The sequence below is a fragment of the Aeromonas sp. 600527 genome (assembly GCF_049175415.1).
In the GTDB taxonomy this organism is placed as follows: domain Bacteria; phylum Pseudomonadota; class Gammaproteobacteria; order Enterobacterales; family Aeromonadaceae; genus Aeromonas; species Aeromonas veronii_A.
The window spans coordinates 50,951-75,389 of the sequence record NZ_JAAKVA010000010.1 but is presented as its reverse complement, the minus strand read 5'-3'; the positions used below and the strand labels follow the sequence as shown (position 1 = coordinate 75,389).

15 protein-coding genes are annotated in these 24,439 nt (G+C 59.3%); 9 read left to right on the top strand and 6 right to left on the bottom strand.

Going from position 1 to position 24,439, the window contains the following annotated elements; all coding sequences use genetic code 11:
- Nucleotides 1-70 precede the first annotated feature (70 nt).
- The 3 genes from aceE to lpdA all read left to right on the top strand — a co-directional run bounded on the left by aceE (nucleotide 71) and on the right by lpdA (nucleotide 6,332).
- On the top strand, nucleotides 71-2,731 hold the full coding sequence (aceE, locus tag G5154_RS13500) for a pyruvate dehydrogenase (acetyl-transferring), homodimeric type (protein ID WP_216979995.1): 2,661 nt from the start codon (nucleotides 71-73) through the stop codon (nucleotides 2,729-2,731).
- Between the two features lie 119 nt (nucleotides 2,732-2,850).
- A complete protein-coding gene (gene aceF, locus G5154_RS13495) occupies nucleotides 2,851-4,740 on the top strand; it encodes a pyruvate dehydrogenase complex dihydrolipoyllysine-residue acetyltransferase (RefSeq protein ID WP_216979996.1) in 1,890 nt (629 codons plus the stop codon).
- 164 nt (nucleotides 4,741-4,904) lie between these two features.
- Nucleotides 4,905-6,332, top strand: coding sequence for a dihydrolipoyl dehydrogenase (gene lpdA / locus G5154_RS13490; RefSeq protein ID WP_005336123.1), 1,428 nt, complete (start codon nucleotides 4,905-4,907; stop codon nucleotides 6,330-6,332).
- 70 nt (nucleotides 6,333-6,402) lie between these two features.
- Here the strand turns inward: lpdA and G5154_RS13485 are convergent, their stop codons facing one another.
- Together G5154_RS13485 and G5154_RS13480 are read right to left on the bottom strand one after the other, a co-directional pair.
- Nucleotides 6,403-6,585, bottom strand: coding sequence for a hypothetical protein (locus G5154_RS13485; protein ID WP_337073392.1), 183 nt, complete (start codon nucleotides 6,583-6,585; stop codon nucleotides 6,403-6,405).
- A gap of 143 nt (nucleotides 6,586-6,728) precedes the next feature.
- On the bottom strand, nucleotides 6,729-8,639 hold the full coding sequence (locus G5154_RS13480) for a methyl-accepting chemotaxis protein (protein ID WP_421244515.1): 1,911 nt from the start codon (nucleotides 8,637-8,639) through the stop codon (nucleotides 6,729-6,731).
- A 235-nt stretch (nucleotides 8,640-8,874) separates the two neighbouring features.
- Here G5154_RS13480 and G5154_RS13475 point away from each other — a divergent pair, with 235 nt between their 5' ends.
- Nucleotides 8,875-11,130 carry a patatin-like phospholipase family protein gene (locus G5154_RS13475; RefSeq protein WP_421244514.1) on the top strand — a complete coding sequence of 752 codons (2,256 nt, stop codon included), beginning with the start codon at nucleotides 8,875-8,877 and terminating at the stop codon, nucleotides 11,128-11,130.
- Nucleotides 11,131-11,359: 229 nt separating this feature from the next.
- Nucleotides 11,360-13,957: a bifunctional aconitate hydratase 2/2-methylisocitrate dehydratase gene (gene acnB / locus G5154_RS13470; RefSeq protein WP_005341651.1), complete on the top strand. Its 2,598-nt coding sequence runs from the start codon at nucleotides 11,360-11,362 to the stop codon at nucleotides 13,955-13,957.
- A gap of 89 nt (nucleotides 13,958-14,046) precedes the next feature.
- On the opposite strand, the gene G5154_RS13465 is transcribed toward acnB, so the two are convergent.
- Entirely contained in the window at nucleotides 14,047-16,533 is a 2,487-nt protein-coding gene (locus tag G5154_RS13465; RefSeq protein ID WP_421251069.1) for a GH92 family glycosyl hydrolase, read from the bottom strand.
- A 509-nt stretch (nucleotides 16,534-17,042) separates the two neighbouring features.
- Between G5154_RS13465 and G5154_RS13460 the strand changes: the two genes are divergently transcribed.
- The 4 genes from G5154_RS13460 (at nucleotide 17,043) to mdtD (ending at nucleotide 22,857) form a co-directional block, all read left to right on the top strand.
- Nucleotides 17,043-18,626, top strand: a complete 1,584-nt coding sequence (locus tag G5154_RS13460; protein WP_421251068.1) for an EAL domain-containing protein — start codon at nucleotides 17,043-17,045, stop codon at nucleotides 18,624-18,626.
- 156 nt (nucleotides 18,627-18,782) lie between these two features.
- Nucleotides 18,783-20,177 (top strand): D-arabinono-1,4-lactone oxidase, encoded by a 1,395-nt coding sequence (locus G5154_RS13455; protein ID WP_337073388.1) that lies wholly within the window; start codon nucleotides 18,783-18,785, stop codon nucleotides 20,175-20,177.
- Nucleotides 20,178-20,248: 71 nt separating this feature from the next.
- Complete coding sequence (locus tag G5154_RS13450; RefSeq protein WP_216979999.1) at nucleotides 20,249-21,376, top strand: CobW family GTP-binding protein; 1,128 nt, start codon at nucleotides 20,249-20,251, stop codon at nucleotides 21,374-21,376.
- A 68-nt stretch (nucleotides 21,377-21,444) separates the two neighbouring features.
- Complete coding sequence (gene mdtD / locus G5154_RS13445; RefSeq protein WP_216980000.1) at nucleotides 21,445-22,857, top strand: multidrug transporter subunit MdtD; 1,413 nt, start codon at nucleotides 21,445-21,447, stop codon at nucleotides 22,855-22,857.
- Here the strand turns inward: mdtD and G5154_RS13440 are convergent.
- From G5154_RS13440 to folB, 3 genes are all read right to left on the bottom strand, one after another.
- A complete protein-coding gene (locus tag G5154_RS13440; RefSeq protein WP_236347985.1) occupies nucleotides 22,829-23,317 on the bottom strand; it encodes a YbaK/EbsC family protein in 489 nt (162 codons plus the stop codon). The two genes, mdtD and G5154_RS13440, sit on opposite strands and share 29 nt — an antisense overlap.
- A gap of 125 nt (nucleotides 23,318-23,442) precedes the next feature.
- Nucleotides 23,443-23,952 carry a 2-amino-4-hydroxy-6-hydroxymethyldihydropteridine diphosphokinase gene (gene folK, locus G5154_RS13435; RefSeq protein ID WP_337073387.1) on the bottom strand — a complete coding sequence of 170 codons (510 nt, stop codon included), beginning with the start codon at nucleotides 23,950-23,952 and terminating at the stop codon, nucleotides 23,443-23,445.
- Nucleotides 23,952-24,323 carry a dihydroneopterin aldolase gene (folB, locus tag G5154_RS13430; protein ID WP_005341634.1) on the bottom strand — a complete coding sequence of 124 codons (372 nt, stop codon included), beginning with the start codon at nucleotides 24,321-24,323 and terminating at the stop codon, nucleotides 23,952-23,954. The genes folK and folB overlap by 1 nt, the downstream gene beginning before the upstream one ends.
- Between the last annotated feature and the right edge of the window lie 116 nt (nucleotides 24,324-24,439).

The following is a 24,439-nucleotide window of genomic DNA, read 5'->3' as shown; positions in this document are numbered from 1 at the left end:
GCTTTATTGTCGAATGCTTGCGCCCTTCGCCGTGCAATGCCGTGCAATCACAACAACATAGGAACCAGCCATGTCTGATATCCTGAAGAACGATGTGGACCCGATAGAAACGCTGGAGTGGCTTGCCTCTCTGGAATCCCTGCTGCGTGAAGAGGGTCCGCAACGCGCTCAGTTCATCCTTGAACAGTTGGCCGAGAAAGCCCGCGCAAGCGGTGTGGACGTGGCTGCCAAGGCAAATCGCGATTACATCAACACCATCCCGTCCAGCGATGAGCCGGACTACCCGGGTGACCTGGAGATGGAACGCCGCATTCGCGCCATCATCCGCTGGAACGCCATGATGATCGTGCTGCGCGCCTCCAAGAAAGACCTGGACCTGGGTGGTCACATGTCTTCCTTCGCTTCTTCTGCGACCATCTATGATGTCTGCTTCAACCACTTCTTCCGTGCTCGCAACGAGAAGGATGGTGGCGATCTGGTTTACTTCCAGGGTCACATTTCCCCGGGCATCTATGCTCGCGCCTTTGCTGAGGGTCGTCTGACCGAAGAGCAGCTGGACAACTTCCGTCAGGAAGTGGACGGCAAGGGTCTGCCTTCCTATCCGCACCCGAAACTGATGCCGGACTTCTGGCAGTTCCCGACCGTCTCCATGGGTCTGGGCCCCATCGCCGCCATCTATCAGGCTCGCTTCCTGAAGTACCTGACCGACCGTGGCATCAAGGATTGCTCCGAGCAGACCGTTTACGCCTTCCTGGGTGACGGCGAGATGGACGAGCCGGAAGCCAAGGGTGCCCTGACTGTTGCCGTGCGTGAAAAGCTCGACAACCTGGTGTTCGTGGTTAACTGCAACCTGCAGCGTCTGGATGGTCCGGTTGTCGGTAACGGCAAGGTCATCAACGAGCTGGAAGGCCTGTTCGCTGGCGCCGGTTGGGACGTGACCAAGGTTATCTGGGGTCGCAAGTGGGATGAGCTGCTGAAGAAAGACACTTCCGGCAAGCTGATCCAGCTGATGAACGAGACTGTGGACGGTGACTACCAGACCATGAAGTCCCGCGACGGTGGCTACATCCGCGAGCACTTCTTCAACCGTTATCCGGAAACTGCCGCGCTGGTCAAAGACATGACCGACGAGGAGATCTTCGCTCTGAACCGCGGTGGTCACGATCCTCGCAAACTGTTCGCTGCATTCAACAAGGCGACCCAGACCAAGGGCAAGCCGACCGTTATTCTGGCCAAGACCATCAAGGGTTACGGTATGGGTGAAGCGGCCGAAGGCAAGAACATCGCTCACCAGGTCAAGAAGATGGAGCTGGACTCCGTGCGTCACCTGCGTGACCGCTTCAACCTGCCGGTGGCCGACGAGCAGCTGGCCGATCTGCCGTACCTGAAGATCGAAGAGGGCAGTGAAGAGCACAAGTACCTGCATGCTCGTCGTGCAGCCCTGAAAGGCTATCTGCCGACCCGTCTGCGCGAAAGCACCACCAAGCTGGAAATCCCGGCGCTGGATGCCTTCGGCCCGCTGTTGGGCGAGCAGGCGCGCGAAATCTCCACCACCATGGCGTTCGTGCGTTCCCTGAACGTGATGCTGAAAGACAAGTCCATCGGCAAGCGTATCGTTCCGATCCTGGCTGACGAAGCCCGTACCTTCGGTATGGAAGGTCTGTTCCGCCAGATCGGTATCTACAGCCCGCACGGTCAGCAGTACACCCCGCAAGACCGCGACATCGTCTCCTACTACAAGGAAGACAAGCAGGGTCAGGTTCTGCAAGACGGTATCAACGAGCTGGGCGCCATGTCCTCCTGGCTGGCTGCTGCGACCTCTTACAGCACCAACGATTGCCCGATGATCCCGTTCTACATCTACTACTCCATGTTCGGCTTCCAGCGGATCGGCGACATGGCGTGGGCAGCCGGTGACCAGCAAGCCCGTGGCTTCCTGCTGGGTGCGACCTCCGGTCGTACTACCCTGAACGGCGAAGGTCTGCAGCACGAAGATGGTCACAGCCACATCCTGGCGAACACCATCCCGAACTGCATCTCCTACGACCCGTCCTACGCCTATGAAGTAGCGGTGATCGTACAGGACGGCCTGCGCCGCATGTACGGTGAGAACCCGGAGAACGTGTTCTACTACATCACCACCCTGAACGAGAACTATGCCATGCCGGCCATGCCGGAAGGCGCCGAGGAAGGCATCCGCAAGGGTATCTACAAGCTGGAATCCGTAGCCGGTGCCAAGGCGAAAGTTCAGCTGCTGGGCTGTGGTTCTATCCTGGGTCACGTGCGCAAGGCTGCCCAGATCCTGGCCAGCGAGTACGGCATCGGTTCCGATGTGTTCAGCGTCACCTCCTTCAACGAACTGGCCCGTGACGGTCAGGACGCGGATCGCTGGAACATGCTGCACCCGACCGCCGAAGCTCGCGTACCCTACATCGCTCAGGTACTGGGTTCCGAAGCCACCATCGCTGCGACCGACTACATGAAGTCCTTCGCCGATCAGGTTCGCGCCTTCGTTCCGACCGAGAACTACCGCGTGCTGGGTACCGACGGTTACGGCCGTTCCGACAGCCGTGCCAACCTGCGTCGTCACTTCGAAGTGAACGAGTTCTACGTGGTGGTTGCTGCTCTGACCGAACTGGCCAAGCGCGGCGAGCTCGACAAGCAGGTTGTGGCCGACGCCATCGCCAAGTACGGCATCGATGCCGACAAGGTCAACCCGCTGTACGCGTAAGTGGATCAAGGGTTGCGCCGTCATGCGGCGCGACCTTGCCAGGGTTTAAAACGGTTAACGCGAGATGTGCGTGGCGGCATCAGCCAGCCACGCGGATCGACGCAAGAGGATAAAGCACAATGTCCAAACAGATTATGGTGCCGGATATCGGCGCCGATGAGGTTGAAGTCACCGAGATCATGGTGGCCGTGGGCGACAAGGTCGAGCTGGACCAGTCCATTATCGCGGTAGAAGGCGACAAGGCCTCCATGGAAGTACCGGCCCCGTCAGCCGGTATCGTCAAAGAGATCCTGATCAAGGTGGGCGACAAGGTTGCCACCGGTTCCCAGATCATGATCTTCGAAGCCGAAGGCGCTGCAGCCCCTGCTGAAGTGGCTGCACCGGTTGCTGCTGCTCCGGCCGTCGCACCTGCCGCTGCCGTGCGCAAAGATGTGCACGTACCGGACATCGGTGACGACGAAGTGGACGTGACTGAAATCATGGTTGCCGTCGGCGACATGGTAGAAGCTGACCAGTCCATCATCGCCGTGGAAGGTGACAAGGCCTCCATGGAAGTACCGGCACCGTTCGCAGGCCGCGTAGTCGAGATCAAGGTTGCCGCTGGTGCCAAGGTCTCTACCGGTTCTCTGGTGATGGTATTTGAAGTGGCTGGCGCTGCGCCTGCTGCCGTTGCTGCTCCGGCCCAAGCTGCCGCGCCCGTGGCTGCTGCCCCGGTTGCCGCTGCTGCCAAAGAGGTCAACGTACCGGATATCGGTGGCGATGAGGTGGAAGTCACCGAGATCATGGTTGCCGTGGGTGACAAGGTTGAAGCCGATCAGTCCCTGATCGCCGTGGAAGGTGACAAGGCCTCCATGGAAGTGCCTGCTCCGTTCGCCGGTGTGGTCAAAGAGATCAAGGTGAAGGCGGGTGACAAGGTCTCCACCGGTTCCCTGATCATGGTCTTCGAAGTAGCTGGCGCTGCTCCTGCTGCCGCGCCGGTTGCTCAAGCTGCCGCTCCGGTCGCTGCAGCCCCTGTTGCCGCTGCTCCGGCTCCGGTTGCCCAGGCTGCTGCCGCTGCGACCGATTTCGTTGCCAACGATGCCTATGTACACGCCTCCCCGGCAGTACGCCGTCTGGCGCGCGAGTTTGGCGTCAACTTGGCCAAGGTGAAAGCCTCCGGTCGCAAGGGCCGCATCGTCAAAGAAGACGTACAAGCCTACGTGAAGGATGCCATCAAGCGTGCCGAGTCCGCTCCTGCCTCTGCCGGCGTAGCCGGTGGCAACGGTCTGGGCGTACTGCCGTGGCCGAAGGTAGACTTCAGCAAGTTTGGTGATGTGGAAGAGGTCGAGCTGACCCGCATCCAGAAGATCTCCGGTCCGAACCTGCACCGCAACTGGGTCATGATCCCTCATGTCACCCAGTTCGACGAAGCCGATACCACCGAGCTGGAAGCGTTCCGCAAAGAGCAGAACGCGATGCTCGAGAAGCAGAAGGCTGACGTGAAGATCACCCCGCTGGTGTTCATCCTGAAAGCCGCCGCCAAGGCGCTGGAAGCTCACCCGCGCTTCTGCAGCTCCCTGTCCGAAGATGGCAGCAAGCTGATCATGAAGAAGTACATCCACATCGGTGTGGCGGTAGATACCCCCAACGGTCTGGTTGTGCCCGTGGTGCGCGATGTTAACAAGAAGGGCATCATGGAGCTGTCTCGCGATCTGGCCGAGATCTCCAAGAAGGCCCGTGCCGGCAAGCTGACCGCTGCCGACATGCAGGGCGGTTGCTTCACCATCTCCAGCCTGGGTGGCATCGGCGGTACCAGCTTTACCCCGATCGTCAACGCGCCGGAAGTGGCTATCCTCGGTGTTTCCAAGTCCGAGATGAAGCCGAAGTGGAACGGTAAAGAGTTCGCGCCGCGCCTGATGCTGCCGCTGGCTCTGAGCTACGACCACCGCGTGATCGATGGTGCCGATGGGGCTCGCTTCATCACCACCATGAACGGCGTGCTGTCCGACATTCGTCGACTGGTCCTGTAAGTGAGAGGGCGGGCCCAGAGCCTGCCCTTTTTACTTCTCATTTCATTAACATGATCGTAAACTTGCCCCGTTTTTTTCACGGCTGCAGCGGCCTCTTGTTTTGCAAGGAAAAGAAGGCATAAGACTGCGCTGTCCGGGGATACAAGAACGACAAAGAGGTCATGATGAGTAAAGAAATCAAAACCCAGGTCGTAGTACTGGGTGCTGGCCCTGCCGGTTATTCCGCTGCTTTCCGTGCGGCCGATTTGGGTCTGGATACCATTATCGTCGAGCGTTACTCCACCCTGGGTGGCGTCTGCCTGAACGTGGGCTGCATCCCTTCCAAGGCGCTGCTGCACGTTGCCAAAGTGATTGAAGAAGCCAAGGCGCTGGCCGAGCACGGCATCGTCTTCGGTGCCCCGCAGACCGACATCGACAAGATCCGTCTGTGGAAAGAGAAGGTTATCAACCAGCTGACCGGCGGTCTGGCTGGCATGGCCAAGATGCGTAAAGTTCAGGTTGTTAACGGCTTGGGTAAATTTACCGGCCCGAACACCCTTGAAGTGGAAGGTGCCGACGGCAAGACTACCGTGACCTTTGACAACGCCATCATCGCGGCCGGTTCCCGTCCGGTGAAGCTGCCGTTCATCCCCCACGATGACCCCCGCGTATGGGACTCTACCGATGCGCTGGAGCTGAAAACCGTTCCCGGCAAACTGCTGGTTATCGGTGGCGGCATCATCGGTCTGGAGATGGGTACCGTTTACTCCTCTCTGGGTTCCGAGATCGATGTGGTGGAATTTGCCGACCAGCTGGTTCCGGCTGCCGACAAAGACATCGTCAAGATCTACACCAAGCGCGTCGCCAAGAAATTCAACATCATGCTGGAGACCAAGGTCACCGCAGTTGAAGCGCGCGAAGACGGCCTGTACGTCTCCTATGAAGGCAAGCACGCTCCGGCCGAGCCTGTTCGTTACGACAACGTGCTGGTTGCCGTAGGTCGTGTGCCGAATGGCAAGATGCTGGATGCCGAGAAAGCTGGCGTTGCCGTGACCGAGCGTGGTTTCATTGAGGTGGACAAGCAGCTGCGTACCAACGTGGCGCACATCCACGCCATAGGTGACATCGTGGGTCAGCCGATGCTGGCACACAAAGGTGTTCACGAAGGTCACGTTGCCGCTGAAGTTATCGCCGGCAAGAAGCACTACTTCGACCCGAAAGTGATCCCGTCCATCGCTTACACCGAGCCAGAGATGGCATGGGTGGGTCTGACCGAGAAGGAAGCCAAGCAACAGGGCCTGAACTTCGAAGTCGCCACCTTCCCGTGGGCTGCTTCCGGCCGCGCCATTGCGTCCGACTGCTCCGACGGTATGACCAAGCTGATCTTCGACAAGGAGAGCGGCCGGGTTATCGGTGGTGCCATCGTCGGTACCAACGGTGGTGAACTGCTGGGTGAAATCGGTCTGGCCATCGAGATGGGTGCGGACGCCGAAGATATCGCGCTGACCATCCATGCTCACCCGACTCTGCACGAGTCTGTGGGTCTGGCTGCCGAAGTATTCGAAGGCTCCATCACCGACCTGCCGAACGCCAAGGCCAAGAAGAAAAAGTAATTTTCTTCCCCGCTTGTCTAAAAAGCCGCTCGAATGAGCGGCTTTTTGTTTTTTAGCGTCTGCAGGTGGTTTAGCAGCGCCCCTTCTTGGCCTGACCGGGCGGGCAGAAGGTGCCATAACCGCCACTACTGCCGTCGCTGACCCGGATCCGGGTATCATCCACGCTCACGTCGGCGCCGTGTACTCGTACAGGCCCGCTGCTGCAGGCGCTGAGCACTCCCCCCAGCAATATCATTACGATCAGCTTGCCCATAACTCCTCCTCATATTTCCCTGATTATGAGGCATTTCGAGAGCCGCATAACGGCGGTTGAATGGCCGTGCGTCACCGTTTGCCGTGGCTATGACAGAGGGCGCCGCAGCGCCCTCTGGTGAGTCTTCATAAGTGGGATGCAGACTACAGACGGAAGTTGCCGACCAGCTTGTCGAGTTGACCGGAGAGCTGCTGCAGGCTGCGGCTGGACTCGGTCAGCTGGTGGGCAATGTCGGCGGTCTCCATGGTGAGCTGGTTGATGTCCTCTACGTTACGGTTGATCTCGCCCACTACGCTGGATTGTTCCTCGGTGGCGGTGGCGACCTGGATATTCATGTCGTTGATCTGGGTGATGTGGGCGGTGATCTGGCCGAGGGCGGCGTTGGCCTCATCGGCCTGGCTCACTACCTCCAGACTCTGGTTGCGCCCCTGTGCCATGGCGCTGACGGCGCGGGCACTCTGCTCCTGCAAGCGGTTGATCATCCCCTGGATCTCGGCGGTCGAGGCGGCGGAGCGGTTGGCCAGATTGCGCACCTCATCTGCCACCACGGCGAAACCGCGACCCTGTTCACCGGCCCGTGCGGCCTCGATGGCGGCGTTCAGTGCCAGCAGGTTGGTCTGCTCCGAGATGCTGCGGATTGTTTCGAGGATGCTGCCGATGGAGTCGGTCTGGCTCGCCAGCGACTCGATAACCCCGGCCACCTGCTCAATCTCGCCGGAGAGGCCGACGATGCCGTGGCGTGCCTGTGCCACCACGACCGCCCCTGCATCGGCCTGATCGTTGGCCTGTCTGGCTACTTCTGCTGCCAGCGAAGCGTTACCGGCGATCTCGCTCACCGTAGCGCCCATTTCGTGGATGGCGGTGGCCACCTGCACGGTACGGTCGCGCTGGGCGGTACAGTTGTGCTGGGTCAGTTGGGCCTTGGTTGCCACTTCATTGGCAGTGGCCGCGAGCTGGCGAGAGTTCTCCGCCACCTGCTCGATGGAGCCGTGGATCTTGGCGACGAAGTTGTTGAAGCCGGTGGCGACCTGACTCAACTCGTCACGCCCCTCCACCTTGAGGCGCTGGGTGAGATCCCCATCGCCGCTACCCAGCTCCTTGAACAGGCGGGCCAGCTCATTGAGCGGACGGCTGACCGAGCCGGACAGCAGCATCCCCATCAGCCCCATGGCCAGCGCGATGACCAGCGAGATCATCAGGATCTCGTTGCGGGTCTGATCCAGTTCGGCATAGATCTCGGCTGCTGGCACCTGGGCCACCAGATACCAGTCGAGCAGCGGGATATAGCTGCTGGCCAGTACCATGGGCTCACCATTCACTTCGGCGTTGATGACGGCAAAGGGGCGTTTGGCCAGCAGGCTGCCGGTATCGCCGCTGGCAATGCTGCCAAGGGTGTCACGCTCGATGCGGTTGGCCTCGGGATGAAGCTTCACCTTGCCACTGCCATCGACCATAAAGACGATGCCACTCTCTTCCAGCCGGAAGTTGGCGACCATGGTCACCATGGTGTCGAGGGATTTGGCAAAGCCGGCCAACCCGCGCCCGTTGAGTTGCTGGAAGTTGACGAACAGCTTCACCTCGCCGTTGCTCTCGCGGAAGATGCTGAGGGTCATCTCCTTCTGGCTCTTGGTGTAGTCATAGAACCAGGCGTCCTGTGCGGTGGTCAGGTTGCGCAGAAAGCCATCCTGGTTGTAGTAGGCGGCGGTTTGGCGATCGGCGAAAGAGGCAGTCACCAGACCATACTGGTTGGCTACATCCTTGAGTTGGTTGATGAGGATTGACTCCTGCTCTTTGGGCATGCCCCGATCCACCCAGTCGAGGATGAAACGGTCGGTGGCCAGTTGGCGTGCGGCCTGGGCGATGCCGTGGAGATCCTGTTCTATCTCCTTGCTGATCCGCTGGGTCAGGTTGGGCAGCTCCTGCTCGAACATCCGGGTTTCGATCAGTTGCTGGGCCGAGCGTTGGCTGAAGTAGCCTACCAGCAGGCAGGAGACGACCACGGCCAGAGTGACCGTCGCCACTATTTTCTGTTTGAGAGTGAGGGTTGCCAGCATAAAGGTGCTCAAAAGGTTGAGGTTGACGACCCTCATATTAGCGGCCGTACTCTGCCACTCATGAGTCCGGGGATGCCTTTATTTTCGGATTACGTTTGCGCTCACAGGGGCGACGGCGCCCCCCTCCGGCATGCTGCACACGCGGGATGTGGATTGACGGTTGCGCTAACTGCCCGGCCCCTTATAGTAGAGGCCATCCTTGGTGACTGACCCTCTGAATAATATGGAAAATATGATGCGCAGCTTAGGTGCGGGATGGACCCGTCTGCTTTTGGTGATGCTGGCGGTCTGCCCGCTGTTGGCTGCGGCGGCACAGGGAGAGCGCCCGAAAATTGCAGTGGTGCTCAGTGGCGGTGGTGCCAAGGGGTCTGCCCATATCGGCATCCTCAAGGTACTGGAGCAGAAACGGATCCCGGTCGATATCATAGTCGGTACCAGCATGGGCTCTTATGTGGCGGGGATGTACGCCATGGGGCTCAGTGCCGAGGAGGTGGAGCGCACTACTTTAGCCATCGACTGGAACAAGGGGTATCAGGACAAGGTTGGCCGCGACGAGCTGTCGCTGCGTAAAAAGCAGCAGAACGAGCAGTACCAACTGCGCACTGACATCGGGGTGAATGGCGACACCACCCAGCTGCCGGACGGTTTCTTCCAGGGCCAATCCATGGCCAGCCTGCTGAGGGCAGCCACTTCCAACCTGCCGGTGCAGGCGAGTTTCGATGATCTGCCCATCCCCTACCGCGCCATGGCGACCGATATGGAGACGGTGACACCCTTCGTGCTGGATCACGGCAGCCTGGCCAAGGCGATGCAGGCCTCCATGTCCATTCCCGGTGCTCTCAAGCCGGTGGAGTGGGAAGGGCACATCCTGGCGGACGGCGGCAGCGTCAACAACATGCCGGTGGATGTCGCCAAGGCGATGGGGGCCGACGTGGTGATCGCGGTGGATATCGGTGCCAAGCTGCGTACCCGGGAGTCCTTGAAGTCAGGTCTCGCCATGATCGATCAGCTTACCACCTATATGACCCAGGTGGGGACTGACAAGCAGAAGGCACTGATGGGACCCAAAGACATACTGATTGCCCCCGAATTTGGCGATATTGGGATTGCCGACTTTGCCCGGATGCGGGAGGGGATCAAGATGGGTGAGGCGGCGGCGGACAAGGCGTCGCTGCAACTCGATAAGTTGTCACTCACCAAGACGCAGTACAACGCCTATCGCAACCAGAAGCTGAGCCGACGTGCCGAACGTAGTGGCCAGCCCGCTTATTTCATCGACAAGGTGGAGATCATCAACAAGTCGCGCCTCTCTGACGAGACGGTGCGCGCCATGCTGGATGTTCGGCCTGACAAGATCCAGACCAACGAGAGTCTGGAGGCTGGCATTCGCCGCCTCTATGCGCTGGAGTCATTCGATCGCATCACCTATGAAGTGGAGGAGCGTGATGGGGAGAACGTGCTGGTAGTGGATGCCAGCGAGAAGAACTGGGGGCCGGGTTACCTCAACTTCCAGTTCGGCTTCTCCGACGATTTCCAGAACACCTCCAACTATAACGTCGGCATGTCCTATACCCTTACCAACGTCAACGAGTGGGGGGCCGAGTGGCTGACCGAGGCGTCGTTGGGGACGGCCAAGCATATCAAGACCGACTTCTATACCCCGCTCGAGCCCTCCCAGACTTTCTATGGCGAGGCGAGTCTGGCCTATGACCAGACTCTGAGAAGTCTGTTCAATCCGGATCCGGAAGAGCCATCCTTCACCTATCTTGATGCCGAGTACTCCTTCTTCAGCGCCGATCTGGCGGTGGGCTGGAACCGTCAGCCCTGGAGTCGCTTGTCGATGGGATTGGAAGGGCGGACGGGCAGTATCGAGATCAAAAACGTCAAGGAGCTGCAGGGGGATGCCACAGCCTGGGGACCCTATGCCCGATTCGAGCACGATACTCTGGATAGCCGTTACTTCCCCTATCAGGGAGCCTACTGGGACATCAAGGGGGGGTATACCTCCGTCCGGCTGAATGACAAGGAGGGGGGCAATGAGCTCCATGAAGGGATCAACTACCACCTGTCGATGATTAAGCCTTGGTCTTGGGAAAGACATAGCCTCAACCTGCTGCTGGAAGGGGGCGGGTCCACTTCTCAGGAGGAGTATCCACTGTTCGTGCAGGATCTGGGCGGGTTGTTCCGCATGTCCGGTTTCCAGCGCTACCAGCTGAGCGGTCGTTACAGCCTGTTTGGCGGCCTGCGTTACATCTATCGGGTAGCGGACAACGACTTCGGTGCCCTCAAGATGCCGCTCTATCTGGGTGGATCGCTGGAGCAGGGCGGGGTCTGGAACAAGGGGGAGGATATCAGTCTGGAGAGCTCCTTCACTGCCGGCTCAGTCTACGTGGGAGTGGAGAGTTTCCTGGGGCCTGTGTTCCTCGGCTACGGTATGGCGGAAGGGGGGAATAACATGTTCTATCTGCAATTGGGCAGTACGTTCGAATAATGCCGAATTGATGCCAATTTGTTAATTCTGGTTGGCGGTGGTCAATTAATTTTCAAAAAAAGTCATTATGTTTAATTGGTTATGATTTTGTGGTGAATAAGTGAGCAGGGTTTGGATTTTAATTAGTCGTTAAAACTTATATAGTGGGGGGCACCCTACGGGGTGTCCCGCAAGGACGATCGCCGCGAGCCTGGGCGAACCCCAAAAAAAGACCAAAGAGGAATTAGTCGTGCTTGAAACATACCGTAAACACGTCGCAGAACGTGCCGCCGAGGGCGTGGTTGCCAAACCTCTGGACGCAGAGCAGGTCGCCGCTCTGGTTGAACTGATCAAGAACCCGCCCGCTGGCGAAGAAGATTTTCTGAAAGAGCTGTTGTCCTCCCGTATTCCCCCCGGTGTTGATGAAGCGGCCTATGTCAAAGCCGGTTTCCTCACTGCTGTCGCCAAGGGCGAAGCCCACTCTCCCATCCTGACTGCCGCCGAAGCCGTTGAGCTGCTGGGCACCATGCAGGGTGGTTACAACATTCAGCCGCTGATCGACCTGCTGGATCATGCCACCCTGGCGCCGCTTGCCGCCAAGGGGCTCTCCCACACCCTGCTGATGTTTGACTCCTTCCACGACGTGGAAGAGAAGGCCAAGGCGGGCAATGTCCACGCCAAACAGGTGATGCAATCCTGGGCCGATGCCGAGTGGTTCCTCTCCCGCCCGGAACTGGCCGAGAAGATCACCGTCACCGTGTTCAAGGTGACCGGCGAAACCAACACCGACGACCTCTCCCCGGCACCTGACGCCTGGTCCCGCCCGGACATTCCGCTGCACGCGCTGGCGATGTTGAAAAACGCCCGCCCCGGCATTACTCCGGATAAGGATGGCGCCGTCGGCCCCATCAAGACCATCGATGCCCTGAAAGAGAAAGGCTTCCCGTTGGCCTATGTCGGTGACGTGGTCGGTACCGGCTCTTCCCGTAAATCCGCCACCAACTCGGTGCTCTGGTTTATGGGCGACGACATTCCGTTCGTGCCGAACAAGCGCGCTGGCGGTGTCTGTCTGGGTGGCAAGATTGCCCCGATCTTCTTCAACACCATGGAAGATGCCGGCGCTCTGCCCATCGAAGTGGACGTCTCCAAGCTGGAAATGGGCGATGTGATCGACATCTACCCCTATGCCGGCAAGATCTGCAAACATGGCACCGAACAGGTGCTGGCACAGTTTGAACTGAAAACCGACGTGCTAATCGACGAAGTGCGCGCCGGTGGCCGTATCCCGCTGATCATCGGTCGCGGCCTGACTGACAAGGCCCGCGAAGCACTGGGTCTGCCGTTTTCCACCGTGTTCCGCCGCCCGCAGCCGGTGGCCGATACCGGCAAAGGCTTCACCCTGGCCCAGAAGATGGTGGGCAAGGCGTGCGGCGTGAAGGGCATTCGCCCCGGCACCTACTGCGAGCCCAAGATGACCACGGTCGGCTCCCAGGACACCACGGGCCCGATGACCCGCGACGAGCTCAAGGATCTGGCCTGCCTCGGTTTCTCCGCCGATCTGACCATGCAGTCCTTCTGCCACACCGCGGCCTACCCCAAGCCCATCGACGTACAGACCCACCACACCCTGCCGGACTTCATCATGAACCGCGGCGGTGTGAGCTTGCGTCCGGGTGACGGCGTCATCCACTCCTGGCTGAACCGCATGCTGCTGCCGGATACCGTGGGTACCGGTGGTGACTCCCACACCCGTTTCCCCATCGGTATCTCCTTCCCGGCGGGCTCCGGTCTGGTGGCTTTCGCCGCCGCTACCGGCGTGATGCCGCTGGATATGCCGGAATCTGTGCTGGTGCGCTTCAAGGGCGAGCTGCAACCGGGCATCACTCTGCGTGATCTGGTTCATGCCATTCCCTATGCCGCCATCCAGAAAGGGCTGCTGACCGTCGAGAAGGCGGGTAAGAAGAACATCTTCTCCGGCCGTATCCTCGAGATCGAAGGTCTGCCGACCCTGAAAGTGGAACAAGCCTTCGAGCTGGCCGATGCCAGTGCCGAGCGTTCCGCTGCCGGTTGCACCATCAAGCTGGATAAAGAGCCGATCATCGAGTACCTGAAGTCCAACATCGTGATGCTGAAATGGATGCTCTCCGAAGGTTACGGTGACCCGCGCACCATCACCCGTCGCATCAAGGGGATGGAAGAGTGGCTGGCCAACCCGACCCTGATGGAAGCGGACAAGGATGCCGAGTACGCCGAAATCATCGAGATCGATCTGGCCACCATCAAGGAGCCAATCCTGTGTGCGCCGAACGATCCGGACGACGCCCGTCTGCTGAGCGACGTGGCTGGCGACAAGATCGACGAGGTGTTCATCGGTTCCTGCATGACCAACATCGGCCACTTCCGTGCCGCCGGCAAACTGCTCGAGAAGTATCAGGGCGAGCTGCCGACCCGCATGTGGATCGCGCCGCCCACCAAGATGGACAAGGATCAGCTGACTGAAGAGGGCTACTACGGCATCTTTGGTCGCGTCGGTGCCCGCATCGAGATCCCGGGTTGTTCCCTGTGCATGGGCAACCAGGCGAGGGTAGCGGAAGGTGCCTCGGTGGTCTCCACCTCCACCCGCAACTTCCCGAACCGTCTGGGTAAAGGTGCCAACGTCTATCTGGCCTCTGCGGAGCTGGCAGCCGTTGCCGCCATTCTCGGCAAGATCCCGACCGTGGCAGAGTACCTGCAATACGCCAAGGCGCTCGATGCCACTGCGGCTGACACCTACCGCTATCTCAACTTCAACGAGATCGCCTCCTACACCAAGAAGGCCGATGCGGTGATCCTGCAGCAAGCTGTCTGAGTGAATGGATGACAGGGCCCTGCAGGGGCTCTGTGTCAGCCAATAAAAATGCCGCGTAGCTACGCGGCATTTTTCATTTATGCGGACGGTTAGAGTCGGGTCATTGCCTCTCTCTTGTCGCCTGTCATGACAAAGTGCAACTCCCCTCCGGCCCTGATCTCGCTGTGCTCGAAGGTGAGATCCCCCGATAGCGGCTTGCCGTTGATGGTGACAGACTTTACGTACTTGTTGTGAGGGCTGTTATTGTCGGCGGTGATCCTGAAGGTCCCGTCTTTCATTGCAATCGTCACCTCATCGAACAGTGGGCGGCCGATGCTGTAGTGCGGAGATGCAGGGGTAACCTGATAGAATCCCATGGCCGACATGATGTACCAGGCCGACATCTGGCCGACATCCTCATTACCAATCAGACCGGTTGGCTTGGTGGTGTAAAACTCGTTCATGACCCGATCCAGATACTCCTGCGTTTTCCACGGTTCATCGGTCATGTTGTAGAGGTAGGGGATATGGTGCGACGGTTCATTACCATGCATGTACTGGCCGATATAGCCGGTCAGGTCAGGCAGCGCTTCACCGCTATTGGATGAGCGGGCGTTGAACAGTTCATCCAGATCCTCGCGCAGCCTTTTCTCTCCGCCCACTTCCTGTTTGAGCCACTGGAAAGCATGCAGCGGCTGGAATTTCCATTGCCAGCTATTGCCCTCGGTGTAGGCAAACTCGTCCACATAGTAGGGATCAAATGGCAGTAGCGGGCAGACGCGCATCTCGACGCTGGTGCCATCGGGTTTGTTGACCGTCTCCAGCTTGCAGTCAGGAGAGTTCTCATCAACGGGTTGATTGAACTGGCTGGCCGGGCGGTGCGGGTTCCAGCTGTCTGGGTGGTTTTTGGGGCGGAAGAAGCCGGTTGTGGCATCCCAATGGTTCAGGTAGTTGTTCGAGCGGTTGAGAAATTCCTGCTGAACCTTGTTGTTGCCCGCCATTCGGGCGATTTCCGAGAGAGCCCAATCGCCGTAAGCAAACTCCAGGGTATAGGAGGTGGAGTTCCAGTATCCCCAGTGTACATAGCCGTTCTGCTCGTATACCTCGAGCTGGGCAATGCTGGCCGCACCTATGTTCTGGTCTTCGGTCCAGTCCGGGAGCTCCTCTTTCTTGTGATAGCGGGCGGTAAATTCGGCGGCGTCCAGAGCCTCTTGGGCATCGACATTCATCCCCTTGACCATGGCATCCGCAATGATGGAGATGGCTGGAAAGCCAATCATGGTGCCGGTGTAATGGCCGTGCAACTCCCACTTGGGCAGAATGCCACCATCCTTGTACTTGCGGATCAAGTCGTTAACATACTCCTCGGCTTTACGAGGGTTGATGATGGTTTGCAGCGGGTGCTGTGCCCGGAAGGTGTCCCACATGGAGTAGACGGAGTAGTTGGGGATGGCTCCGGCATCCTTGATCTCCTGAGTGCGCATTGCACGATACTTGCCATCCACATCCTGGAATATCATCGGGGCAATCTGGGAGTGGTACATGGCGGTATAGAAAATCTCTTTTTGGGCCTGAGTGCCTCCGCTTACTTTTACTTTTTCCAGCTCGCCATGCCAGGCCTGCTGGTTGCTGGCTACCTGATCCTCGAAACCCCAATCCGGCACCTCGGTTTCCAGATTTTTCTGCGCCCCTTCAACTCCGGTGGGGGAGAGCCCGACCTTCAGTTCGAGCTGTTGTTCACTGGGACTGAAAGTCAGATAGGCGATGGTTTTAGTTCCCCTGAATGCATCCTGTTTCAAGGTCGCTTCGGTTGTTACGTCATCGACAACGACGCTGGCCTTGACCACTGGCTGGCTGAATTTTGCGTAGAAATAGATGTGCTGGTTGTTGGCCCAGCCATCCGAACTGCGCTTGCCGCGAATGGTGTATTCATCGACAAATTCAATATCGCCAACAGTGGTGCGATTGCCCCAGCTCTTATTCAGTGTGTGATCAAGGTCGAGTTTAATTGAGGGCGTGCTGCCTTTGGGGAAGGTATATTTGTGATATCCAACCCGGGCTGACGTTGTTAACTCAGCCTTGATTTTTCCGTTGTTAAGAATGACAGAATAGTGGCCCGCCTCTGCTTGCTCATTGGCTTTATCAAAGGTGTTGTAAGTAGTGTTGTTTTTATCGGTAAACGGCAAAATGAGAATATCACCGAGATCAGTAATACCAGTGCCTGACAAATGGGTGTGAGAGAAGCCATAAACTGGAATATCAGATAGCTTGCCATGGTCAAAATAGCCAGCTGCCGAGCCCCAACCCTCCATCTCTGTATCAGGGGAGAGCTGCACCAGTCCACCCGGGTAGACGGCTCCAGGGAAGGTGTGGCCATCAGCACCGGTGCCGATTAATGGGTTTATATACTGGATTAACGATTTATCAGGTGTCGGACGAGAGTTATCAGAACTGGTGGTCGAATCACTGTTACAGCCGGATAGTGCTATGGTGAGCGCTATCACTAATGGGGTTGGTTTATGTTTCATGATTGGGCTCCTTGGCAAGGTTGTGTCATTTATGAACGAGCAATATCTTTCTTCGCCAATATTTGGCAAAGATGGCTTCGGTGACTGATAGAATTTTTACGTTTGCAGCTGAACGTAATAGATGGTCAACATAATTATTTGTAGATTCTTATTTTAGTAAATTGATGTTAATAGGGTGTCGATTGAGCGAGTAGATTAATTTTGTGGCATTTACTGGATTATTATGACGGTCATCCAGTTGTGTGAATTTGATCACCTGCACCTCAGGACGGGTTCTTTCGACATTATTTTTAACAGGCAGAGTTAACCGCACAGGTCTGTCGTTAGCCTCTTCAGAGAGGCTACTGGGAGAAGGGCGAGCCGGAGCAGGCTGTGTTTTAGATGAATGTGATCCGTTCGGGGTCTTTTGCGGCAGACATCATCCTTTCAATGAACCTTACAGTTCGTTTTATAAACGCTTTGCGTTATGTTGTCTGGTTATGACCGGTCGCGAAACAGTGCTCCGCTATCGGTGTGAGATGAGTTCTTTTCTCTTTGGCTTGTGCGGGCTGGCCCGACGAATTGCGGCGTGGTTCTTTATGTTTCTGTTCAGGATCGATCTCTCCCGAACCGGGTTACGCTTCGGCGGTGCCTTGCTGGTCTTTACCCTGCCGCTGCTGGTGGGAGGTTCGCTCATCCACAGCAATTATGTGCAGGAGCTGAAAGCGGAATCCAGCGCCTCGGCCCACAAGGCCAGAACCCTGATGGAGTCGATGCTGGATCATGCGGAGCAGGCCAATCGCTCTGTGCTGCCTCTGGTGAATGCTCCCTGTCGCGACAACCTGCTGGTACTGCGCAAGAAGGTCGCCATCGAGCCCTTCCTGCGTTCGGTCAATCTGGTGCGAAACGGCATCATCAATTGCACCTCGCTGTTTGGTGAAGCCAATGATGCCGATGACGGCTCCATCTACACCGGCCGCAAGCTACTGCTGATGAGTGGCAACCGGGTGCGGCAAAATCACCCGCTGCTGGTGGTGCGCACCGAGCAGGGCAAGGATGCCGCCTTGAGTGCCATCGACAGTACCCAGCTCAGCTTCATGCTCTCCATGAGCGGAAAATCCAGTGCGCTCTATCTTCAGGTTGGGTCGGCCTGGCTCAATGAGTCGGGCCGCTATCTGAGCGAGGCGCCCACCCTCCAGCGCGGGATTAGCCTGGCCCTCACCTCATCCCATTATCCTTTCACCATCCATGCCGGTTATGCCATGCCGGTCTACTGGGCGTCGCTGTGGGCCGCGCGGCATGTGGCGCTGTCGTGGCTGGCGGTTTCCTCGCTTTTGCTGGCCTGGCTGGTGTGGTGGGTGCTGGGGCGTCCCGGCTCGCCAACAGATGAGTTGCGACGCGCCCTGCGGGCCAGGGAGTTTGTTCCCTATCTGCAGCCGCTGATTGCCAGCCACGACGGCAAGATGATGGGCGCCGAGGTACTGATGCGCTGGGAGCATGTCAATGAAGGGGTGATCCGGCCCGATCTCTTTATCCCGCAAGCGGAGGAGTCGGGACTGATCGTTCCCATGACCACCCATATCATGAAACAGGTGGCGACACGGTTGAACCGCTCTCAGGAGCAGTTGCCCGATGGGTTTCATATCAGCTTCAACATCAGCGCCGCTCATTGCCATGATTTTGCCCTGCTGGCCGAGTGTCGCGCCTTCCTCGGGCATTTCCTCCCCGGCAAGGTGGTACTGGTGCTGGAGCTGACTGAACGGGAGCTGCTGATGTCCGATCCCCAGACCCTCTCCCTGTTCCGCCAGCTGGACGAGATGGGGGTAAAACTCGCCATCGACGACTTTGGTACCGGCCACTCCAGCCTGGCTTACCTGCAGCAGTTCCATGTGGATTACCTCAAGATCGACAAATCCTTTATCGCCCGTATCGGCACCGAGTCCCTTTCGGAACATATCGTGGACAACGTGATCGATCTGGCGACCCGGCTCGGTCTGGCGCTGGTGGCGGAAGGGGTGGAGAGTGAGCGTCAGGCTGACTACCTCAGGGCGAAAGGGGTCGATTATCTGCAGGGTTACCTGTTTGCTCGCCCCATGCCGTTGCGCCAGTTCTGCGAGGAGCTGCTACCGGAAGAGGCACAAACCCGCCAGCCAGATGGGCGAGGCATCCCGAACGCCACCTGATTTATCGGTGACAGACGGGCGGCCAAGCTCCTTTCTGGCAGGGTAGGGAAGTGCTCTCCCCCTATCCCCCCTCGAGTGCAGGGGCTTGTTTTTCATGCCTTGTGGCTCACTTTTCGGTAGAATCGGCGCTCATTTTGAAGTCAGATGAGGCGCGGTATGACGGTTCAGTTCCAGGCATTTCACAGCATCAAGGCGATTGGTAATCGGGAGGTGCTGTTCAACTGGTCGAGAACCAATCCCCTCGGGGCGCTGGATCAGGTGTGGCGCCCGAAAACCCGCGATGAGCTGCAAGCGCTGCTGCGGGAGCACCCCGAGCGCAAGCTGCGCCTTATCGGCTCCGGCCTCTCTTTTGAGCCCATTCATAGCGTCTACGCCGAGGGCAGTCAGGCACTGCTGGTGGACTTGCACCACCTGCGCGGCCAGCTGGCTAAAACCGCCGATACCGTGACCTATCAGGCGGGGACGCCGCTCGATACCGTCTATGCCGAGCTGATCGCCATGGAGCGGATGCTGCCCGCATCCCCCGGCGTTATCGGCATCCAAACCCTGGGCGGCGCCCTCAGCACCGGCACCCACGGTCAGGGGCTGCACCAGTCAGCCCTGTGCGATGCGGTGGAGGCGATGACGGTGATGCTGGCCAATGGCGACATCATCCGGGTGGATCGCACCGACCCGCGCTTCGGCGCCTTCGTGATGGGGATGGGGATGCTCGGCATCCTGCTAGACGTCACCCTGCGTACCGTGCCCAACCGCATCATGCGTTGCACCAAGTTCACCACCGATTACCCCTTCCTCCTGGAGCACAACGAGCGGCTCAACCGCGAGCACGGCTTCGTGAAGAGCTGGTGGTTTGCCTGGACCGGCGAGAGCCACATCTGGCTGGTGGATCCCGCCTCCGATGAGGAGGTTGCCCGCTACCGGGCCGCGGGTAGCGAGCCGCTGCTGCTGGATGGCGATATCGACGCCCGCATGAACGCCACCATAGATGCCACTTTGCAGAAGATGGCGAAAGATACCAAGGATGAGGCACTGGCCGGTGAGCACTTCGAGACGGTGCGCCGCTTCAAGGATGCCTCCGATCTGGTGGGCAACGTCTACCAGATCCTCTGCAAGGGGATCCCGGCGCCCCAAATCAACTGCGAGGTGGCGGTGCCGCTGCATCGCATGAACGAGGCGCTGGAGACTCTGCAAGCGTGGCAGCAGGCCAATCCGGGCGTGTTGCACTACCCCTTTATCCTGCGCTGCACCGGCCCTTCCGAGGCCTGGCTCAGTGCCGCTTATGGCCAGCCGGTCTGCTGGATCGGTTTTCTGGTCTATCTGGCTGCAGACGGCACCTTCGTCAACGGCTCAATGGAGCAGATGCGCGAGCTACAGCAGCTGCTGGTGCCCCTTGGCGGTATCCCCCATTTCGGCAAGCATCTGGCGATGGATCTCTACGACTTCCCGGCCCTGCTGCCACGCTGGAACGACTTTGTGGCGTTGAAAGCCGAGCTCGACCCCCACGGTCGTTTTGAAAACCGCTGGCTCAGCGACCTGTTTGCCAACCGGTAAGGATCTGACATGACCGATATGCAAGATACCCGCTCACTCATCACTCTGCCGACCAGAGGGAGGTCATCGATATGACCGATATGCAAGACTCCAGGATCCCGGTGACCCTGCTGACCGGCTTTCTCGGCAGCGGCAAGACCACCTTGCTCAACCACTGGGTCAAGCAGCCCGAGCTTGGCGAGTGCGCCGTGCTCATCAACGAGTTTGGCTCGGTGGGGCTGGATCACCATCTGGTGCAACAGGTGGACGAGCAGGTGATGCTGCTCGACTCCGGCTGCATCTGCTGCTCGGTGCAGGGCTCCCTGGTGGAGGCGTTGCAGGGGCTCTTTATGAAGGCCATCCAGCGCAAGATCAAACCGTTCAAGCGGCTGATTATCGAGACCACCGGTCTGGCCGATCCGGCCCCCGTGCTCTTTACCCTGCGCGAAGAGGGCTTTATCGCCCAGCGTTACCGCTTCGATGGCACCGTCACCGTGGTGGATGCCGGTCATATCGAGCAGCAGCTGGCAGCCCAGTATGAGGCGGTAAAGCAGGTGGCGCTGGCGGATCTGCTGGTGGTGAGCAAGGGCGATCTGGTAGACGGCGAACAGCTGGCGCGGGTCGAAGCCCAGCTGGCGGCCCTCAATCCGGCGGCCCCCATCCAGCAGGTGACCAATGGCGAACTGTCGCCAGCGGTGCTGGAGAAGCTCGGCGCCTACAACGAAGCGGCCGGGCGCGATGTGCGCCAACTGCTGGCCTGGCTGCGCACCGAATCCCCCAAGCAGGGGCTGGCATCCCCCATGCAACCGAAGATGCAACCGTTCGCCGCCAAGGTGGGCACAGCTGCGCCCACCCACTTCGAGCACGGCAACATCGAGAGTTTCTCTTTGCGCATCGGTGAGCCGCTCAAGCCCTCTCGCCTGCTGGCCGCCATCGATGCGGTGCAGGCCCAATACGGCGATGCCCTGTTGCGCCTCAAGGGGATCTTGCAGCTCGAAGGGGAGAGCCAGCCGGTGGTGATCCACGGCGTCCACGGTCAGCTCTATCCATTGCAGGCATTGGGTGAGTGGCCGGAGGGCAAGGCCCAGTCCCGACTGGTGTTTATCGTGAAAACTCAGGACAAGGCGGGGATAGAGCGGTTGTTCCTTGATACGCTCAAGGCTCCCGAGCCCAGCCTTGAAGAGCGGCTCAAGGCCATGCTTGGCCAGCCGGATGCCTGATGTCTGAGATGACCCGCCCGTAACAACGAGAGCGGGTCTTTTTATTCCTGAAGTGGAGGTGGTCTGTTATGGCGGAAGTTTCACTCGGGGTAAGCCCTGCCCAGCGCAAGTGGCTGCCCATGCTGGCGGCAGTCGGCTTTTTCATGCAGTCGCTGGATGGCACCATTCTCAATACCGCCCTGCCCAGCATGGCCGAGACGTTGGGGGAGAGCCCGCTGCAGATGCAGTCGGTGGTGATCGCCTACATGCTGACGGTGGCGCTGCTGATCCCTGCCTCCGGCTGGCTGGCGGACAGGTTCGGTACCCGTCGCATCTATCTGGCAGCGATCTCGCTGTTCACCCTCGGTTCGCTGGCTTGTGCCGCCTCCGGCTCGCTCTCCATGCTGGTGGCGGCCCGGGTGCTGCAGGGGATTGGCGGCGCCCTGCTGATGCCGGTCGGGCGATTGGCTGTGCTGCGGGTCTACGACAAGCGGGAGCTGCTGCGGGTGATGTCGTTCGTCACCATTCCGGGGCTGCTTGGCCCGCTGATGGGGCCAGCGCTCGGTGGCTGGCTGGTCGAGGTAGCGAGCTGGCACTGGGTCTTTCTCATCAACCTGCCGGTGGGGGTGATCGGCTTTATGGCGAGCTGGTACTTTATGCCCGATCTGCGTCAGGCGACCGCCCGTTTTGATTGGCAGGGCTTCGTGCTGTTCAGCCTCGGCATGGTGCTGGTGTCGGTCGGTTTGCAGGGATTGGGGGAGCACAGCATCTCCACCGGCTGGGCGCTGTTTGCGCTGATTTTCGGGTTGGCGGCGATGGCGAGCTACTGGCTCTACGCTGCCAATGCGGAGCAGCCGCTCTTCAGTCTGAACCTGTTCAAGACTGCCACCTTCGCCATCGGGGTCTGGGGCAACCTGTTTGCCCGCCTCGGCAGCGGTGCCATGCCGTTCCTCACCCCGCTCTTTCTGCAATTGGGGCTTGGCTTCTCCCCGAGCAAGGCGGGGATGACCATGATCCCGACGGTGCTGGGCGCCATGCTGACCAAGACGCTGGTGAACAAGCTCATCCCCAGGGTGGGCTATCGCCGGATCCTGATTGGCAACACTCTGTTGCTCGGCGCCATGATCGCCAGCTTCTACTTTATCGACAACCAGCTTCCCTATGGCGTGCTGCTGGGCTGGCTGGCGATCTTCGGCGCCATCAACTCGCTGCAGTTCTCCGCCATGAACACTCTCACGCTGCAAGATCTCAGCCCGACCCTGGCCAGTAGCGGCAACGGCCTGCTCTCGGTGGTGATGCAGCTCTCCATGAGTTTGGGGGTGGCGATTGCGGCCAGCCTGCTGGGGCTCTTCTCGGCGGGCACTTCAGCTGCCAATGGCCAGTGGCTGGCAGGGTTCCATCTCACCTACCTCTGTGTCGGTTTGCTCTCCATGCTGGCGGCGCTGATCTTTGCCCAGCTGGCGCGCGATGGTGTTACGCCGTCGTCACGGGCAGATAGCTGACTTCGCAGGGGAGCTGCGCCAACACCTCAGCCAGATGGGCCGTCTCCAGCAGAAAGGTCTGCTCGGGGTGGCCCGGGGTCCAGGTGAAGGCGGAGTGGCTGAGCAGTTGCGGGTCCACCAGCAGCGGAATATCGGCGCGGGGCAGGAAGGGGCAGACCGCTCCCGGCAGGCAGCCGATCTCAGCCTGCATCTCTTCGGCGCTGCAGATGGAGGGCTTGGCACCGAGCGCGGCCTTGACCGCCTTGTTGTCGAGCCGGCCATCCCTGTGGGTCAGCAGCAGGGCGAAGCGGCCATCCTTGAACTTGATAAAGAGGGTCTTGCTGAACTCCGCCTGCCAGCCGAAGCGGGCTTTGACCTTCTCATCGGTGGCGTAGTCGAGGATCGGTTCGTGTTCGAAGCGCTGGTGGGGCAGGGCGGTGAGCAGCTGGCAGTTGAAGTCGTGAATGGTATCGAGTGGCATGGGGTTCTCCTGTGGTGGGCGCTATCCTGCCACTCTCGCAGGGGCTGGCCCAATGACACTTTCTTATCAGTGATAAGCAACCTTGTCCGTGAAACAACAAGGGCGCCGCGAGACGCCCTTGGGGATCAGTGATGCTGCAATTCGCACGCTTCCCAGTGAAAGGGAATGGGGCACAGCTGCTGGGAGGCCTTGTCATAGGCTTGCCACAACGACTCCATGGTGCGGCCATCGACTGGGTGGCGCAAGGTGGGTGCCAGCTCGGCCAGCGGCCAGAGCACGAAGGCATTGGTGAGGATCTCGCCGCGCGGCAACACCAACGGTGTCTCGCAGACCAGATCACCATAGAGCAGCAGATCGAGATCCAGCGTGCGCGGGGCGAACTTCTTGGCATCTGGCTCGCGACCGTGGGCAAACTCCATGGCCCGTAGCCGCTGGCAGACGGTGCTCAGCGGCAGCTCGGTCTTTGCAGCGGCCACCAGGTTGTAGAAGGGGTGGCCGTTGAAGCCGACAGCCTCGCTTTCAAATACCCGGGAGACCTGCAACTCGCCAAACTCGGCGTGCAGGGCATCGAGCCCCGCGCGGATATGGCGATTCCGCTCGATATTGGATCCCAGGCTTATATAGATAGTGGTCATCAGTTGCTGCTCGCGGCTGGCGTGCGATGGCGCAAGATCTCGACGCCGACGCCGGCGGCATTTGGCACGGCGCCCGGTTTGGTCAGGGTAACCTTGACCCACTGTACCCGCTCATCGGCCAACACCAGCATGGCAACCTGTTCGGCCATGGTTTCGACCAGTTCGACCACCTTGCCGCTGACATGCTCGCAAATCTTGTTGGAGAGATCGGCATAATCCAGTGCCAGATTGATATCGTCGGTTGCGGCGGCGGGACGGTTGTCGAACCCCATCTCGAGGTCGAAACAGAGTTTCTGGCGAATGCCCTTCTCCCACTCATATACACCGATAGTGGTCAAAACTTCGAGTCCGCGAATAAACACCTTGTCCATGACAGTACTTCTTCTTTACTCTTGATGGGCTGTGATGACAGCGCAGGGATGCAGGCTCGGCAAGCAGTTTGCCGCGCGGTCGGTTTGGGCGACACGCTTTTGGGCAAGCCCGAGCC